This is a genomic window from Acinetobacter sp. Q186-3, from assembly GCF_013420655.1.
In the GTDB taxonomy this organism is placed as follows: domain Bacteria; phylum Pseudomonadota; class Gammaproteobacteria; order Pseudomonadales; family Moraxellaceae; genus Acinetobacter; species Acinetobacter indicus.
On record NZ_VOXS01000001.1, the window covers coordinates 298,985 to 314,449 of the forward strand.

The 15,465-nt window shown below is 46.7% G+C and carries 13 protein-coding genes; 9 read left to right on the plus strand and 4 right to left on the minus strand.

Annotated features, from left to right (window positions below):
* Positions 1 to 105: 105 nt before the first annotated feature.
* On the plus strand, positions 106 to 3,045 hold the full coding sequence (locus FTT64_RS01455) for an insulinase family protein (protein ID WP_075167736.1): 2,940 nt from the start codon (positions 106 to 108) through the stop codon (positions 3,043 to 3,045).
* Positions 3,046 to 3,067: 22 nt separating this feature from the next.
* Entirely contained in the window at positions 3,068 to 4,213 is a 1,146-nt protein-coding gene (locus FTT64_RS01460) for a phospholipase A (RefSeq protein WP_005177679.1), read from the plus strand.
* A gap of 71 nt (positions 4,214 to 4,284) precedes the next feature.
* On the opposite strand, the gene FTT64_RS01465 is transcribed toward FTT64_RS01460, so the two are convergent.
* The 3 genes from FTT64_RS01465 to ilvA all read right to left on the minus strand — a co-directional run bounded on the left by FTT64_RS01465 (position 4,285) and on the right by ilvA (position 7,994).
* Positions 4,285 to 5,649, minus strand: coding sequence for a TrkH family potassium uptake protein (locus tag FTT64_RS01465; RefSeq protein WP_160243229.1), 1,365 nt, complete (start codon positions 5,647 to 5,649; stop codon positions 4,285 to 4,287).
* An 11-nt stretch (positions 5,650 to 5,660) separates the two neighbouring features.
* On the minus strand, positions 5,661 to 6,311 hold the full coding sequence (locus FTT64_RS01470) for a TrkA family potassium uptake protein (protein ID WP_005177682.1): 651 nt from the start codon (positions 6,309 to 6,311) through the stop codon (positions 5,661 to 5,663).
* Positions 6,312 to 6,455: 144 nt separating this feature from the next.
* On the minus strand, positions 6,456 to 7,994 hold the full coding sequence (ilvA, locus tag FTT64_RS01475) for a threonine ammonia-lyase, biosynthetic (protein ID WP_005177685.1): 1,539 nt from the start codon (positions 7,992 to 7,994) through the stop codon (positions 6,456 to 6,458).
* A 107-nt stretch (positions 7,995 to 8,101) separates the two neighbouring features.
* Between ilvA and rpiA the strand changes: the two genes are divergently transcribed.
* The 7 genes from rpiA (at position 8,102) to FTT64_RS01510 (ending at position 14,815) form a co-directional block, all read left to right on the plus strand.
* Positions 8,102 to 8,773, plus strand: coding sequence for a ribose-5-phosphate isomerase RpiA (gene rpiA, locus FTT64_RS01480; RefSeq protein WP_005177689.1), 672 nt, complete (start codon positions 8,102 to 8,104; stop codon positions 8,771 to 8,773).
* 110 nt (positions 8,774 to 8,883) lie between these two features.
* Positions 8,884 to 9,564, plus strand: a complete 681-nt coding sequence (locus FTT64_RS01485; protein ID WP_180087974.1) for a M48 family metallopeptidase — start codon at positions 8,884 to 8,886, stop codon at positions 9,562 to 9,564.
* Between the two features lie 183 nt (positions 9,565 to 9,747).
* On the plus strand, positions 9,748 to 10,803 hold the full coding sequence (gene argC / locus FTT64_RS01490) for an N-acetyl-gamma-glutamyl-phosphate reductase (RefSeq protein ID WP_171260938.1): 1,056 nt from the start codon (positions 9,748 to 9,750) through the stop codon (positions 10,801 to 10,803).
* 79 nt (positions 10,804 to 10,882) lie between these two features.
* Positions 10,883 to 11,629: a DUF6776 family protein gene (locus FTT64_RS01495; RefSeq protein ID WP_180181979.1), complete on the plus strand. Its 747-nt coding sequence runs from the start codon at positions 10,883 to 10,885 to the stop codon at positions 11,627 to 11,629.
* An 18-nt stretch (positions 11,630 to 11,647) separates the two neighbouring features.
* Positions 11,648 to 12,064: an ATP-dependent Clp protease adapter ClpS gene (gene clpS / locus FTT64_RS01500; RefSeq protein WP_035363010.1), complete on the plus strand. Its 417-nt coding sequence runs from the start codon at positions 11,648 to 11,650 to the stop codon at positions 12,062 to 12,064.
* A gap of 9 nt (positions 12,065 to 12,073) precedes the next feature.
* Positions 12,074 to 14,350 carry an ATP-dependent Clp protease ATP-binding subunit ClpA gene (clpA, locus tag FTT64_RS01505; protein WP_180087976.1) on the plus strand — a complete coding sequence of 759 codons (2,277 nt, stop codon included), beginning with the start codon at positions 12,074 to 12,076 and terminating at the stop codon, positions 14,348 to 14,350.
* Positions 14,351 to 14,461: 111 nt separating this feature from the next.
* Positions 14,462 to 14,815 carry a YnfA family protein gene (locus FTT64_RS01510; RefSeq protein ID WP_005177718.1) on the plus strand — a complete coding sequence of 118 codons (354 nt, stop codon included), beginning with the start codon at positions 14,462 to 14,464 and terminating at the stop codon, positions 14,813 to 14,815.
* Positions 14,816 to 14,898: 83 nt separating this feature from the next.
* On the opposite strand, the gene FTT64_RS01515 is transcribed toward FTT64_RS01510, so the two are convergent.
* Complete coding sequence (locus FTT64_RS01515) at positions 14,899 to 15,372, minus strand: hypothetical protein (RefSeq protein ID WP_180087977.1); 474 nt, start codon at positions 15,370 to 15,372, stop codon at positions 14,899 to 14,901.
* Positions 15,373 to 15,465 lie beyond the last annotated feature (93 nt).

Below are 15,465 nucleotides of genomic sequence, written 5' to 3' on the forward strand. Positions count from 1 at the left end.
GGGTTGCAAATTTCTATAATTTTAGTCGGGATTTAAGCGTGAATTATATCAAGAACTAAAGCTATAATGGCTTTAGTTTTTTTATTTTGATGATTAGGAGATCGCATGACTGTAGATGTCACTGAAACCATTTCTCAAACCGTTCATCCTGCGTTTCAGTTGGTACGTCAACACCATGTTGAAGCCTTAGACATTTTAGTGTCTGAATATAAGCATCGGGTTACCGGTGCGGTACATTATCATTTGGCCACCAATCATGATGAAAATGTATTTCTGGTGGCATTTCGTACCCAGCCTATGGATTCCAAGGGCGAAGCGCATATTCTGGAACATACTGCACTGTGTGGCTCTGAAAAATTCCCGGTACGTGACCCGTTTTTCCTGATGATTCGCCGTTCATTAAACACCTTTATGAACGCCTTTACTGCAGCTGACTGGACAGCGTATCCATTTGCCACCCAAAACCAGAAAGATTTCCAGAACCTGCTGGAGGTGTATCTGGATGCAGCCTTTGCAGCCAACCTGAATCCACTGGATTTTGCCCAGGAAGGGATTCGTATCGAGCTGGAAAATGGTGAGCCTGTATATAAAGGCGTGGTCTTTAATGAAATGAAAGGCGCGATGAGTTCGCCTTCAGATCAGCTGTATCACCAGTTGGCACATCATTTGTTCCCGGAAACCACCTACCATTACAATTCCGGTGGTGACCCGAAAGATATTCCAGACTTAACTTACCAAGAGTTAGTGGATTTCTATAAATCCCATTATCACCCAAGTAATGCGGTATTTATGACTTTTGGTAATCAGTCAGCGTATGACTTGCAAGAACAGTTCCAGAGCTTGGCTTTAGCCAAGTTTGAACAGGGCGAAACCCTGTATTCAAAACCTGAGCGCCGTTTGGCTGCGCCAGTGACCGTAACTGAAAGCTATGCGGTCGATGCTGAAGATTTAAAAGACAAAACTTACCATGTTCTAAGCTGGTTATTGCCAGAAGCCAGTGATATTAAACTGCGTTTGGGCATGCGTCTGGTCGAAGGTGTGTTACTGGAAAACTCGGCTTCACCACTGCGTCATTATTTAGAAACCTGTGGTTATGCGCAATCAACCGGGCCATTTATGGGCGTGGATGATTCCAACTTTGAAATGACTTTCTTCTGTGCCATTCAAGGTTCTAATCCTGAGCATGCAGCAACCTTTAAAGAGGGCGTCTTCAAGGTACTGCAAGAAGTGGCGTCTAAACCGGTCGACAGCGATACTGTCAATGCCATTTTACACCAGATCGAGCTGCATCAGCGTGAAATTAACGGCGATGGTATGCCATACGGTTTAAGCCTGATTCTAAACGGCTTGAGCAGCGCGATTCACCATAGTGATCCGGTGCATGTCTGGGATGTTGACAGTGCCATTGAACAGGTTAAAGAAGAACTGAAAGATCCAATGTGGCTGTCTCAGTTGATTCAGCAGCACTTGATTGATAATCCGCATCGCGTCCAAATGACCTTGGTCCCAGATGCCAGCAAATCAGCCAAAGATGCCGAAGCTGAAAAAGCCCGTCTGGCTGAAATTGGTGCGCAGCTGACCGAAGCACAAAAAGCAGAAATTATCGCCCAGACCGAAGCGCTAAAAGTGCGTCAGGATACCCCGGATGATTTAAACCTGCTGCCAAAAGTCGGCCTCGAAGATGTGCCGGCAGAATTGCAAATTGTACAGGGGCAGCTACGTGAGATTATCTGCAACCGCATTGATACACCATTAAACCTGTATCATGCCGGTACCAACGGTATTTATTACCAGCAGGTCTTGGTGCGTATTCCCGATGAGATCGTGAAATCGCCTTATTTTAATCTGCTGTCGATTTTAATGGGTGAAGTCGGTGCCGGTGAATATGATTATCTGGAACTGCAACAGCTGCAAACTGCAGTGAGTGGCGGTCTGGGTATGGGGGCATCCTTACGCTCTAAGGTCGATGACAAAAACCGGATTAGTGCCTGGCTGACCTTAACCACCAAATCACTGGTGAATAATTTTGATGCCATCCGCCTGCTAAAAATTGCCTTTGAGCAACTGCGTTTTGATGAAAAAGACCGGATTATCGAGCTATTACAGCAACGTAAAACGCGCTGGCAGTCCCGGGTATCGGGTGCAGGACATAGCTATGCCATGCAGGCCGCTTCACGTAACCACAGTGCTTTAGCGCTGCGTGACTATCACAATACTGGTCTGGGTGCATTGAACTGGTTAAGCGAGCTGGTCAGCAAAATTGAACAGGATGATGCTGCTTTTGATGCGCTGATGGATGAGCTTAAGCTGATTCACAGTATGTTGCTGCAAGCGCCAAAACAGTTCCTGCTGGTCTGTGAAGAGCCACAATCAGACCGTTTGATTGAAGAAATCCAGACCGTGTGGGACAAGCTGGCAATTGAACCGCACGAGGCAGCTTTAACTCAAGTGCCTGTTGAAAATAACAATGCAGATGAAGCCTGGCTGATTCAGGCCAATGTACAGTTCTGTGCGGCAGCGTATCCTGCGGTGGAAGTATCGCATCCAGATGCAGCACCATTGATGGTCTTGGCGGCGTATTTGCGCAATGGCTTCCTGCACAGTGCCATCCGTGAAAAAGGCGGTGCCTATGGTGGCGGTGCCAGCTATGATGGCAATGCCTGCTCGTTCCGTTTCTATAGCTACCGTGACCCGCGTCTGGCTGAAACCTTTAAGGATTTTGACGCCAGTGTGGACTGGTTGCTGAATACCGAGCAGTTACCGCATCAGCTGGAAGAAGCCATTCTAGGTTTGATTGCCAGCATGGATAAACCAGGCTCTCCAGCCGGTGAAGCAATTACCGCATGTTATGCCTTACTGCATGCGCGCACCCCGGCCTTTAGAACCAAACTGCGTGAGCGTTTACTGGCGGTTACTTTAGATGATCTGAAACGTGTGGCCGATGTCTATTTGCGTCAGCAAACCCCGGTGAAATCGGTGGTGGCACCGGTGGCGAAACGTGAAGCGCTGCAGGAGCTAGGTTTCCAGATCAAACAAGTCAATTAAAAAAAACAATAGAGGAAGTTCTATGGCGTTCAATCCTGTTGAGCGCACAAGCTGGTCGCTGAGTGTTACTGCACTCAGCGCTTTGTTTGTGACACATGTACAGGCGCTGGAAGCAACGGTGGTCACCATTCCGCCGACACCGGAAGCCTGTGTGGCGCTGGAGTCCAATGCCGAGCGTTTAGCCTGTTATGATGCTTTATTCAAGCTGCCGGAAGCGGAAAAGGCAGATCTGGTTTCCGAGCGTCAGGCAGCGCAGCAATTGGCCCCTCCACCAGAAACCGTTAAAGAAAAAATTGTGGCCGGGGTGAACAACCTGTTTTCACTGGAAGGTTCACATATTGATCCGAACGTGTCATTGCTGGATAAACGCTGGGAACTGGCACCCGAAAGCAAGCTGGGCACCTGGAATATCCGGGCTTATCAACCGGTGTATCTGATGCCGGGCTTCTGGACCTCCGATAAAAACGAACGTCCATCCAGTCCGAATGAAAACAATACCGTTACTGAAGCGCAGCAGCAGAACCTGACATCAACCGAGGCCAAATTCCAGTTGTCACTAAAAACCAAAGCGGTTGAAAACCTGCTGGGCGATAATGGCGATCTCTGGCTCGGTTATACCCAGTCCTCACGCTGGCAGGTTTATAATGGTGAAGAATCACGCCCATTTCGTGAAACCAATTATGAACCTGAAGCCAGTTTAATGTTCAGAACCAATTATGAGATTCTGGGCTTGAATGGGCGCTTGTTAGGCCTGACCTTGAACCATCAGTCCAATGGCCGTTCCGATCCGCTGTCACGGAGCTGGAACCGGGTCATTTTGAATCTGGGCTTTGAAAAGAACAATTTTGCGCTGATGTTGCGTCCATGGTATCGCATTGAAGAAGACCGCAGTGATGACAACAACCCGGATATTAAAAACTATATTGGCCGTGGCGATATGCTGGCATTCTACCGCTGGAAAGATCATGATTTCTCGCTGATGTTACGGCATAGCCTAAAAGGTGGAGATGATGCGCATGGCGCTGCCCAGTTTGACTGGGTATTCCCGATTAGCGGCAAATTAAGAGGGCATTTCCAGCTGTTTGATGGCTATGGAGAAAGCCTGATTGATTATAACCACCGCGCGACCTATGTCGGCCTAGGTGTATCGTTAATGAACTGGTTCTAAATTCATGCACCCGCAAAAAGCCACTGTAGACAGTGGCTTTTTTAATTTCAGTTGATAACGGAACTCGCGCATCAACCAATCTGAATATCGGTGGTGGGATGTTGCAGGCGGCTGCGTTTAGGCGTGGCAATTAAATAGGCTAAGGTCAGTGGGCCTAAACGGCCGGCAAACATCAGCAGCATTAAGGCCACCAGACTTAAGGGTTGTAATTCTCCGGTAATCCCGCGAGACAAACCCACGGTACAGGCCGCAGAAACCGCCTCAAACAGCAGATCCATAAACTCATGTTCAGGTTCCAGCAGCAACAGGCTGAAAACCCCGGCAAAGACTAAAAATGCAGTAATTGACACCACAGCTAAAGCTTTAAAGGTGGTTTTTTCTGGCACTGAATAATTAAACACCCGCACTTCATCGGCGCGTCGTAAAAAGCTGATCACGCTTAATACCACAATAATAAAGGTGCCGACTTTAATGCCACCGGCGGTACTTAAAGAGCCTCCGCCAATAAACATTAGGAACATGGTCAGTAAATTGGAAGCATCACTCATGCTGGCAATATCCAGACTGTTAAAGCCGGAAGAACGGGGTACGGTAGCATGGAACCAGGCATTCCAGGCCTGATCGGTCAGGCTCATGGCGGCCAGCGTCGCAGGGTTACTGGCTTCGAGTAACCAGATGGTGATAAAGGCAAACAGGTTTAAACCCAGAATGGTGGAGAGGATCAGCTTGCTGTTGGCGCTGAGTTTATGCCAGCGCCGGGTTTTTTTAATATCCATTAGCACCACAAAGCCCACACCGCCAATAATGTAAAGCATGCTGATGGTAAAGGTAATCAGGTACTGGTCGGCAAAGCTCATTAAACTGTTGGGAAATAATGAAAATCCGCCATTATTAAAAGCCGAGACACTATAAAAGGCGGCATAGAAAAAGGCTTCCAGAAAATCGTAATCTTGCAACCAGGCCAGGGTCAGAATAAAGGTGCCGATGCCTTCAAAAAACAGCGAATAGAGTAATACGCCTTTGATGGTAAAGCCTACCGTCGCCAGACTGGTCTGACCGATGGTTTCCTGGGCCATCATCTGCTGTTTTAAGCCAATTTTTGGTGACAGGCTCATGGCAGCCAGAATCGCGAAAGTCATAAAGCCCAGCCCGCCACATTGCAGCAACAGCATAATCACAATCTGGCCAAATACGGTATAGGCCTCGCCGACATTGACCACCGACAAACCGGTAATGGTCACCGCAGAGGTGGCGGTAAATAAAGCCTGTAACCAGCTCAGGTCCCCCTCATGGGCAAAGGGCAGTTTAAGTAGCAAGGTCCCAATCACAATAAAGCTTAAAAATCCCAGTGCGAGCAGACTCGGCGGGCTTAAATTGACCGTGGTTGCTGTGCTGGGCTTCGCCGTATTTTTATAGGCAGTCTTATTCTTCGTCATGTGGTTCATGGCTATTTAAAATGCTTGGATAAGCGTTTCAGCTGTTCAACCTGGCCTTCAAGCACCAGAATATCGCCTTGCTGCATAATTAACTGCGGATCGAGGCTGAACTGAATCTCGCTGCCGCGTTTATGCAGCAGGGTTTTCACTTCTGGCGCATGACCGATAAACTCATGATAGCGCGTACCGTTTAAGGCTTCAGTGACTTCCACTTTGACAATAAAGTGGTCATCTTCCAGCGCCATATAGCGGCTGACCATCGGATAACTCAGTGACTGGGCAATGCGGACACCCATATCTTCTTCCGGATGAATAATTTTGCTGACCTGCAGATGGGTCAGAATCATGTGGTGGGCTTTGGACTTGGCTTTGACATAAATTTTTTCCAGCCCCATATTTTTCAGATGCAGCACACATAAAATACTGGCTTCAATATCTTCACCAATGGCCACCACCACCGCATCACAGTTCTGGATATTCAGCTCCTGTAGCACGTGTTCGTCGGTGGCATCGGCAATCACGGCGTGGGTAATTTCCTCGGCAATATTTTCCACATACTTTTTATTAATATCGATGCCAATCACATCATGTTTCAGGCTGACCAGTTGCGTGGCAACGGTGGCACCAAAACTGCCTAAGCCAATGACTGCAAATTGCGCCATAGTGTGTTCCTAATTACATTTTTATGGTTAGCGTGAATATAAATTTATTTTAAAGATCAGGTGGATATTTACATCATTTTTCTTGGGGTGTTTGTGTAAACCAATAAAAAACCGCCAGAAAATGGCGGTTTTTTAAACTGGATTTTATTTCAGGAAGCGCTGATAACCCAGGTTATTACTAATTTCCGCATATGGATAGCTGATACTTTCCAGGGTTTCAATCAGCCCGTCAGGGTTCTGTTTGGCATCGCTGGCCTCCAGACCAACCAGCACACGCCCTTCGGCGGCGCCGTGGTTACGGTAATGGAACAGGGTGATGTTATGGGTTGGACCTAAACGCTCCAGGAAAGTCAGCAGGGCGCCTGGACGCTCCGGAAATTCCACCCGGAACAGACGTTCATTTTCAATATCGGCATGACCGCCAATTAAATAGCGGATATGCAGTTTGGCCACTTCATCATCGGACAGATCATCAACATCATATTGCACTTTTAGGGCTTCAAAGATGTCATGACGTTCTTTTTCACCACCTTTTAAGCTAATGCCGACAAAGACCTGTGCGGCCGATGCATCACTGGCACGATAGTTAAACTCGGTAATATTACGGCCTTGCAGGGCGCGGCAGAAGTTCAGGAATGAACCTTTCTGCTCTGGAATAGTCACCGCAAAAATCGCTTCTTTACGTTCGCCCAGTTCAGTACGCTCGGCGATGTAACGCAGGCGGTCAAAGTTCATGTTCGCGCCGCAAACAATCGACACGATATTTTTACCAATCAGCTCATGCTGCTCGACATATTTTTTGATGCCAGCCAGCGCCATAGCACCTGATGGTTCTACAATGCTGCGGTTTTCATCAAAAGTATCTTTAATTGCAGCGCAGATTTCATCGGTATTTACCAGCACCACATCCGGTTCAACAATCGGGCCAGAGTTATCTGATTTTTGCAGACGAATTACATCAAAGGGTTTTTCACCAATCTGTGCCACGGCGGTCCCATCGGCAAACAGACCGACCGAAGGCAGAACAATACGTTCACCAGCTTCTAAGGCTGCTTTCAGACAGGCTGATTCATCATATTCCACTGGAATGACTTTGACATGCGGAGCGACATCACCCAAGTACGCTGCTACACCGGCAATCAGGCCACCGCCACCTACGGCAACAAAGACATAATCGACATCGCGCCATTGACGTAAAATTTCATTGGCGATGGTGCCTTGGCCGGCCATGACCAGTTCATCATCATAAGGTGGAATGAAGGTCATGCCATCATCCTGGGCACGCTGAATGGCATATTTGTTGGCCACATCAAACGAATCGCCGTGTAGTACTACTTCGCCACCTAAACGTTTTACCGCCTGTACTTTAATATCTGGCGTGGTTTTAGGCATCACGATAATGGCACGAATCCCCAGTTTTTTTCCTGAAAGAGCCACGCCTTGAGCATGGTTGCCGGCTGAAGCTGTGATCACGCCACGTTCTAACTGCGCTTTAGGTAGTTGGCTAATACGGTTATAGGCACCGCGTAGTTTGAAAGAAAAGACCGGTTGTAAATCTTCCCGCTTGAAGCGGATGTTGTTATTCAGTCGTTCACTAATTCGTGGCGCTGCTTCGAGTGGGGTTTCGATTGCAACATCGTAGACTGTTGCTTGTAAAATTTGTCGAACCAAACGAGACAGCATGTTAATCTTCCATCTAACAGTTTAAAATAGGGGTTTATTGTAACAAACCCCTGTACATTTGGGCTGTAAAATCAGCATCAAATGTCAAAAAATAGTTGAGCGAAGTCATGAGTCTGTATGCAACCCAAGATGAGAAGAAACAAGCTGCGGCAAAAGCAGCCTTAAAACATTTGCCTAAAGGCGGGATTCTGGGTGTAGGCACAGGCAGTACCGTCAATTTCCTCATCGATTTATTGCCTGAATTGCAATTGGAAGCGGCTGTAGCCAGTTCTGAAGCAACGGCAGAGCGCCTGAAAAAGCTGGGCATTGAGGTCGTGGATATGAACAGCGTGGGCGGTTTAGATGCCTATGTCGATGGTGCAGATGAAATTGACCGTCATATGCACATGATTAAAGGTGGCGGTGCGGCGTTAACCCGTGAAAAAATTGTCGCGTCGATTGCGAAAAAATTTGTTTGTATCGTCGATGATTCAAAATGGGTTGAACAGTTGGGCCGTGAATTCCCGCTACCGGTTGAAGTAATTCCAATGGCACGTTCTGCCGTGGCACGCAAGCTGGTCGCACTTGGGGGTGATCCGGCGTACCGTGAAGGTGTGGTAACCGATAACGGCAATGTGATTTTAGATGTTTATAACCTGAACATCCTGAACGCACTGGAACTGGAAAAAACCATCAATGACATTCCGGGTGTGGTGTGTAACGGTATTTTTGCTTTAAACAAAGCTGATATTGCCATTGTTGCAACCAATAACGGTATTGAAGAGCGTACAGCAATTTAAACTTAACACCTTTAAGAGTTAATCTCCCCAAACCCCTCTTTAAAAAAGAGGGGCTTTTCTCCCTCCTTTATTAAAGGAGGGTCGGGGAGGACTCTCTAAAAAGAACAATAATGACATTATCCGACCTTCCTGAAATTCAAATCACCCGTAATGTTCGTGCGACGCGACTGCGTTTACGTGTCGATGGTCAGCAGATTAAAGTCACGGCGCCTGTTTTTTGTAGCAATCGTCAAATCCAGAAATTTATTGCCGATGCCGAAAGCTGGCTGTTAAAAACCTGGCAAGCGCAACAGGCCCAGTTGCAGCGGGTTGATCAGAGCCTGCCTGCTGAATTACAACTGTTTAATCTCAATACGCCTATTCAGATTAGTTATCAGAGCCAGAAACAGAATTTTATCTGGGATGAATCTGCTTTACAGCTGTGGATTAGTGATCGTCATTCTGAAGCTTATTTAAAAACTTTTATTATTGCCTATGCCAAGCAGCATTTGCCGCTGTATTTAGAACAGTTAAGTCTGGATACCGGGCTGAACTTTAACGGCTGTAATATCCGCCAGCCGAAAACCCGTTGGGGTAGTTGCTCGGCCCGCCACGATATTATGCTGAATAGTGCGCTGGTATTAATGCCAGAAGCGATTTGTCGTTATGTCTGTGTGCATGAGTTGGCGCATACCCGCCATTTTGATCATAGCCCACGCTTCTGGGCAGAGGTGGCGCGGCATGATCCTGAGTTTCAGGCGCATCGACAATTTTTAAAACGCTTTCAGTTGCCGTATTGGTGGTTGGGGTGAGGGTGCCGGATCATCCTTGTTGAACTCACCCATTCCTCGTTCATTTTCTTGAAAAATCAGTACTCTGATCGATCCAATAGATACATAAGACAAAAAACCATCAATACCGAGTAAAAAGGTTTAGAAAGCACAAACTTCCTGTCATACTACTGCTTTATTGAACATAGCACACTTGATTGAGGTATGAACGTGATTTCAGTAGGTATTGTCGGCGGTACAGGTTATACAGGCGTTGAACTTTTACGTCTTTTACTACGACATCCAGAGGTACAGGTCACTGTATTAACCTCACGTACTGAAGCTGGTCGCCGTGTCGATGATATGTTCCCAAGTCTGCGTGGTCATACCGATTTATGCTATTCAGATTTAAATATTGAAGATTTAAAACAGTGTGATGTGGTGTTCTTTGCTACGCCGCACGGTGTTGCCATGAAACACGCGGCCGATCTGGTTGCGGCCAATACCAAAGTCATTGATCTGGCGGCAGATTTCCGTTTACAGGATTTGGCCCAATTCGAAAAATGGTACGGCATGGAACATGCGTGTCCGGACATTCTTAAAGATTCAGTCTATGGTTTATCTGAACTGAACCGTGAGCAGATTAAAACAGCACAGGTGATTGGCAACCCGGGCTGTTATCCAACTACCGTGCAATTAGGTTTGGCGCCATTATTAAAATCTGCTGAAACCTTGATTAAACCTAAAAGCATTATTATTGATGCCAAATCAGGCGTATCTGGTGCCGGCCGTAAAGCCAGCCTGGGCATGATTTACTCTGAAAATGCCGATAACTTCAAGGCTTATGGCGTGGCAGGTCACCGTCATCATCCGGAAATTGTGGAAGCATTGGAAAATATTTCTGGTCAAAAAGATGTGTTTAACCACATTGTGTTTGTACCGCATTTAGTGCCGATGATTCGTGGCATGCTCAGCACCATGTATATTGACCTGACCGATGCAGGGGATGCGACAGATGTACAGGCGCTATATGAACAGTTTTATGCGCAAGAGCAGTTTGTAGATGTAATGCCAGCAGGCAGCTCACCTGAAACGCGTTCAGTACGCGGCGCGAACCAGTTACGTATTGCGCTGTACAAGCCGCAACCGAAGAAACTGGTGGTGCTGGTGGCACAGGACAATCTGGTGAAAGGGGCAGCCGGTCAGGCGGTACAAAACATGAACCTGATGTTTGGCTTTGCAGAGCAGGCTGGCCTCGAGGTGATTGGTCTATTACCATAAGAAACGCTTTTCGACTTCACACACATTTAGATTTCGATTTAAATGTGGGGTTTGAATGCAATCAAAACAAGAGATGACGATGCAGAATACGGATACCAATACCACGTCACAACCGACGCCACCGAAAAAACCTTTTATGCAAAGCAGTTTACCTCTCGTACTCGGTGCAGCTGTATTAATGTTAGGCAGCGGCTTTTTGGGCTATTCGGTGGGGCATCGTCAGGGTTTGACTGTGGTCGGTTATGATGCCGATGCAGAGCAGCTGGTTGAAGTCGTACAGGAGCAGAAAGTTCGTCTGGAAAGCCTGAATAAAACCTTGAATGCAGCGGTTCAGGAGCGTGATGTAGCGGTCAGCAATGCCAATGACCTGTATGCGGCCCTGAATCAGGCACGTAATGATAAAATCCAGGCCGATGGCATGGGCAATTTATACCGTGAAGTGCTGCGTAATCGGGGTGGTTTAAGTCTGACCATCCAGAATATTGGGATTAAACCTTTACCCGATAATGCCTATGAATATCAGCTCGATCTGGTGCAGATCAGCCCGAATAAGCGCCGTGCTTCAGGCAATGTTGAACTGCGTCTGATTCAGGGCACCGAGGTGCTGGTGGTGCCCATGGAAGACAATAATTTCAATTTTGATAATTATGAGCGCCTGACCGGCCGCTGGACCATGCCAAAAGGCTTTAGTCCGCAATTTATTGAAGTGCGTTTAACTGGTAGTACCCCTGTGACCAAACGATTCAGCTGGGCACGTGGAAAAGCCACGGAAGCGCCTTCTGCCTTTATCTCTGAAATACCGCAAGCAGAAGCCACTGCGCAATAACTGTGAAATAAATCTCTTATGCGAAGTAACAAACGACCAATTTGTTTAAACGAAATCAAACAGTCTTTTCAGCAGTCCGGCATGGTGGACTGGCATTTTAATCCGCGTTTAAGTACGGATGAGCCGAATGAGCATGAGGACGGAGACATTGCTGTACAGACGGCGCCGCCTGAATTAAAGCGTCCACCGTTATACGCTGTCGTTTTATTGAACGATGACTATACCCCAATGGACTTTGTAATTGAAATTTTACAACAATACTTTGCAATGAATCTTGACCAAGCGACTCAAGTAATGCTAACTGTACATTACGAAGGAAAAGGTATTGCAGGGGTTTATCCGCGAGACATCGCAGAGACCAAAGCAAACCAAGTCAATAATTACGCTCGATCTCAAGGTCATCCATTACTTTGTCAGATTGAGCCTAAAAACTAAGGGGGTTACATGCTCAGTCGTCAATTAGAAGTATCATTACGTTTGGCTGTTAGCATGGCTCGTCAAAAGAGACATGAGTTTCTGACGGTAGAACATTTATTATTGGCTTTGCTCGACAATGATTCTGCAGTAAATGCGCTAAAAGCATGCGGGGCAGATATTATTGTGCTGCGCAAAGAACTTGAAGAATATGTAGAACAGCATACCCCTAAACTCGGTGAAAACAGCGATCAGGCGCCGCATCCAACGGAAAGCTTTGACCGTATTTTGCAACGAGCAATTTTCCATGTGCAATCCAGTGGTGGTGATCGCACAGTCGAAGGCGCAGATATTCTGGTTGCGATGTATTCGGAACGGGATTCTTTTGCCGTATATCTATTAAAACGCCATCAAATTAACCGTTTAACCTTAACCCAGTATCTTTCTCACGGTACGCGCAAAGAAGAATCGCAAGCCGAAGAAGAAATTGAAGATCTCGATGGGGAAAGCTCTACTTCGGCCAATAGCGGTCCGCTGGAGCTGTATACCACCAACCTTAACAATGAAGCGGTGAAGGGCAAAACTGACCCACTGATTGGCCGTGAAAAAGAAATTGAACGCGCTGCGCAAATCTTATGTCGCCGTCGTAAAAACAACCCGTTGCTGGTCGGTGATCCGGGGGTTGGTAAAACCTCAATTGCCGAAGGTCTGGCCTGGTTAATCGTGAATGGTAAAGCGCCAAAACCACTGCTCAATTCAGAAATTTACAGTCTGGATATTGGTGCCTTGGTGGCCGGAACCAAATACCGCGGTGATTTTGAAAAACGCCTGAAACAGCTGTTAAATGCGTTAAAGAAAAAGCCGGAAGCGATTTTATTTATTGATGAAATCCACATGATTATTGGTGCCGGTTCCAGCATGGGCAGCACCATGGATGCCTCGAACCTGATTAAACCGGCGCTAGCCAATGGCACTTTGCGTTGTATCGGTTCGACCACGTTCCAGGAATATCGTCAGGTCTTTGAGAAAGATCATGCCTTGTCGCGTCGTTTCCAGAAAATTGATGTCAATGAGCCATCAATTCCTGAAACCATTGATATTTTACGTGGCTTGAAATCGAAATTTGAAGATTTCCACCATGTGCAATATGACGATAAAGCACTGGTTTCTGCGGTTGAGTTGTCATCTAAATACATCAATGACCGTTTCTTGCCAGATAAGGCCATTGACGTGATTGATGAAGCCGGTGCACAGCGCCGTCTGAAAGATGAACAGGAAGATCGCCTGATTACCGTGGAAAATATCGAGGATATTGTGGCGAAAATTGCCCGTATTCCACCGAAAACGGTGTCTAAAGATGACAAGACCGTGCTTGAGCATCTGGAACGTGATCTGAAACGTGTGGTGTTCGGTCAGGATGAAGCGATTGAAGCGTTAGCATCTGCCATCAAACTATCACGCGCCGGTTTGAAATCGCCAGATAAGCCTGTTGGTAGCTTTGTATTTGCCGGCCCGACCGGGGTGGGTAAAACTGAAGTCACCAAGCAGCTGGCCAAATTGCTGGGTGTCGACCTGGTCCGCTTCGATATGTCGGAGTACATGGAACGCCACGCGGTGTCCCGTTTAATTGGTGCGCCGCCGGGCTATGTCGGTTTTGATCAGGGTGGTTTGCTTACCGATGCGATTCATAAAAATCCGCATTGTGTGCTGCTACTCGACGAAATTGAAAAAGCCCATCCGGATGTGTTTAACCTGTTGCTGCAAATTATGGATCATGGCTCATTGACCGATAATAACGGACGTAAGTCAGACTTCCGTAATGTGGTGCTGGTACTGACCACCAATATTGGTGCAGAAAGTATTTCTCGTGTCAGCATTGGCTTTATGGAACAGGACAATAGCAATGACAACCAGGAAGCAATGAAAAAGGCCTTCTCGCCTGAATTCCGTAACCGTCTGGACAGCGTGATTCAGTTTAAAGCCTTGCCGACCAGCGTGATTGAAAGCGTGGTCGACAAGTTCCTGACTGAACTGCAAGCCCAGCTGGATGAGAAAAAAGTCATTCTTGAAGTAGATCAGGATGCACGTGAATGGATGGCTGAACATGGCTATGACCGTTTAATGGGTGCACGTCCAATGCAGCGCTTAATTCAGGAACACCTGAAGAAACCACTGGCAGAGATGATCCTGTTTGGTGAGCTGGCGGAACATGGCGGCAATGTAGCTGTATCGGTCAAGAAAGAAAACGGTAAAGCCACCGGTTTGAAACTTGAAGTATTTGAAGATCAAACCGCTGAACCGGCTTAATCCTGTACTTGAATATAAAAGCCCGTGTACGCACGGGCTTTTGTTTGCTTAAGGCTTACCTTTTTTGCCTTTCTATTGGAAAGCTGCGCGTCACTTGTATTGTGAGTTTTTATGGATTTTTCTATCACTAAAATTCTGACCACTGTTTGTCTGTTCTTGGTGACGGCGGTGGCGGAAATTTTGGGCTGTTACTTTCCTTATTTAATTTTGAATCAGGGGAAATCACATTGGCTCTGGTTGCCTACGGTATTGGCTCTAGCGGTATTTGTCTGGCTGTTAACCTTGCATCCGGCAGCATCAGGGCGAATTTACGCCGCTTATGGTGGAATTTACATTTTTACCGCGCTGATGTGGCTGAAATTTGTCGATCAAGTCAGTTTAAGTCGTTGGGATCTGCTGGGTGGTCTGGTGGTGATGTGCGGCGCGCTGATTATTATTTTGCAGCCACAAGGACTGGTGCGTTAATTTTTCTATTGTTATTGTGGGCTGAAAATGGGAATTTACTGCGGCAGGATTTACTACCGCAGTTAGTGATTAATCGGGTTGGTTTAGAATTGACATTCCGAATTTTTTAGCTGTAACTGATACTGCTGCTGCGCCGAGCTTAACTGCAGCTCAATCCGGTAGGGATTGACGCGTTGGAACTGATGCTCAAAAATCATCTCGCAATTCTGCAGTAAATTCTTTTTCATGATTTTTTTCACTTCGCTATGGCCAACATCCTGAGCAAACTGCTCGAAATCCGGGCTGCTAATCAAACCTTTCACTTCAACTCGGTCTGCAAATAGCTGCATCTGTTCAATAATCGTATCCTGATCGACCTGATACGGCAGGGTGCGTGAATCTTCCACACTAATAATATTCAGAATTTCATTAAGTCCGGTCGTATTCTTGATTTTGTACTCGGCATCAATGATCTGTTTTTGTTGCAGATACTGGTCCAGTTCACTGGCATGGCTGGTGAATGAAAGGGCACTGAGTCCGAGGGCTAAAACTGTCGACAAATAGATTTTATTGTTCATTCGAGTCACACATTATGAGCTGTATTCTAGACATTTATATCAACATGAATAGGGCGGATAAGCAACCATCCGATCTGGCTTTATCTCTATAAA

What these genes read in the sequence shown, in the direction of transcription:
- FTT64_RS01455 (WP_075167736.1), top strand. Translation starts at nt 106, where the DNA reads ATGACTGTAGATGTCACTGAAACCATTTCTCAAACCGTTCATCCTGCG.
- FTT64_RS01460 (WP_005177679.1), top strand. Translation starts at nt 3,068, where the DNA reads ATGGCGTTCAATCCTGTTGAGCGCACAAGCTGGTCGCTGAGTGTTACT.
- FTT64_RS01465 (WP_160243229.1), bottom strand. Translation starts at nt 5,649, where the DNA reads ATGACGAAGAATAAGACTGCCTATAAAAATACGGCGAAGCCCAGCACA.
- FTT64_RS01470 (WP_005177682.1), bottom strand. Translation starts at nt 6,311, where the DNA reads ATGGCGCAATTTGCAGTCATTGGCTTAGGCAGTTTTGGTGCCACCGTT.
- ilvA (WP_005177685.1), bottom strand. Translation starts at nt 7,994, where the DNA reads ATGCTGTCTCGTTTGGTTCGACAAATTTTACAAGCAACAGTCTACGAT.
- rpiA (WP_005177689.1), top strand. Translation starts at nt 8,102, where the DNA reads ATGAGTCTGTATGCAACCCAAGATGAGAAGAAACAAGCTGCGGCAAAA.
- FTT64_RS01485 (WP_180087974.1), top strand. Translation starts at nt 8,884, where the DNA reads ATGACATTATCCGACCTTCCTGAAATTCAAATCACCCGTAATGTTCGT.
- argC (WP_171260938.1), top strand. Translation starts at nt 9,748, where the DNA reads ATGAACGTGATTTCAGTAGGTATTGTCGGCGGTACAGGTTATACAGGC.
- FTT64_RS01495 (WP_180181979.1), top strand. Translation starts at nt 10,883, where the DNA reads ATGCAGAATACGGATACCAATACCACGTCACAACCGACGCCACCGAAA.
- clpS (WP_035363010.1), top strand. Translation starts at nt 11,648, where the DNA reads ATGCGAAGTAACAAACGACCAATTTGTTTAAACGAAATCAAACAGTCT.
- clpA (WP_180087976.1), top strand. Translation starts at nt 12,074, where the DNA reads ATGCTCAGTCGTCAATTAGAAGTATCATTACGTTTGGCTGTTAGCATG.
- FTT64_RS01510 (WP_005177718.1), top strand. Translation starts at nt 14,462, where the DNA reads ATGGATTTTTCTATCACTAAAATTCTGACCACTGTTTGTCTGTTCTTG.
- FTT64_RS01515 (WP_180087977.1), bottom strand. Translation starts at nt 15,372, where the DNA reads ATGAACAATAAAATCTATTTGTCGACAGTTTTAGCCCTCGGACTCAGT.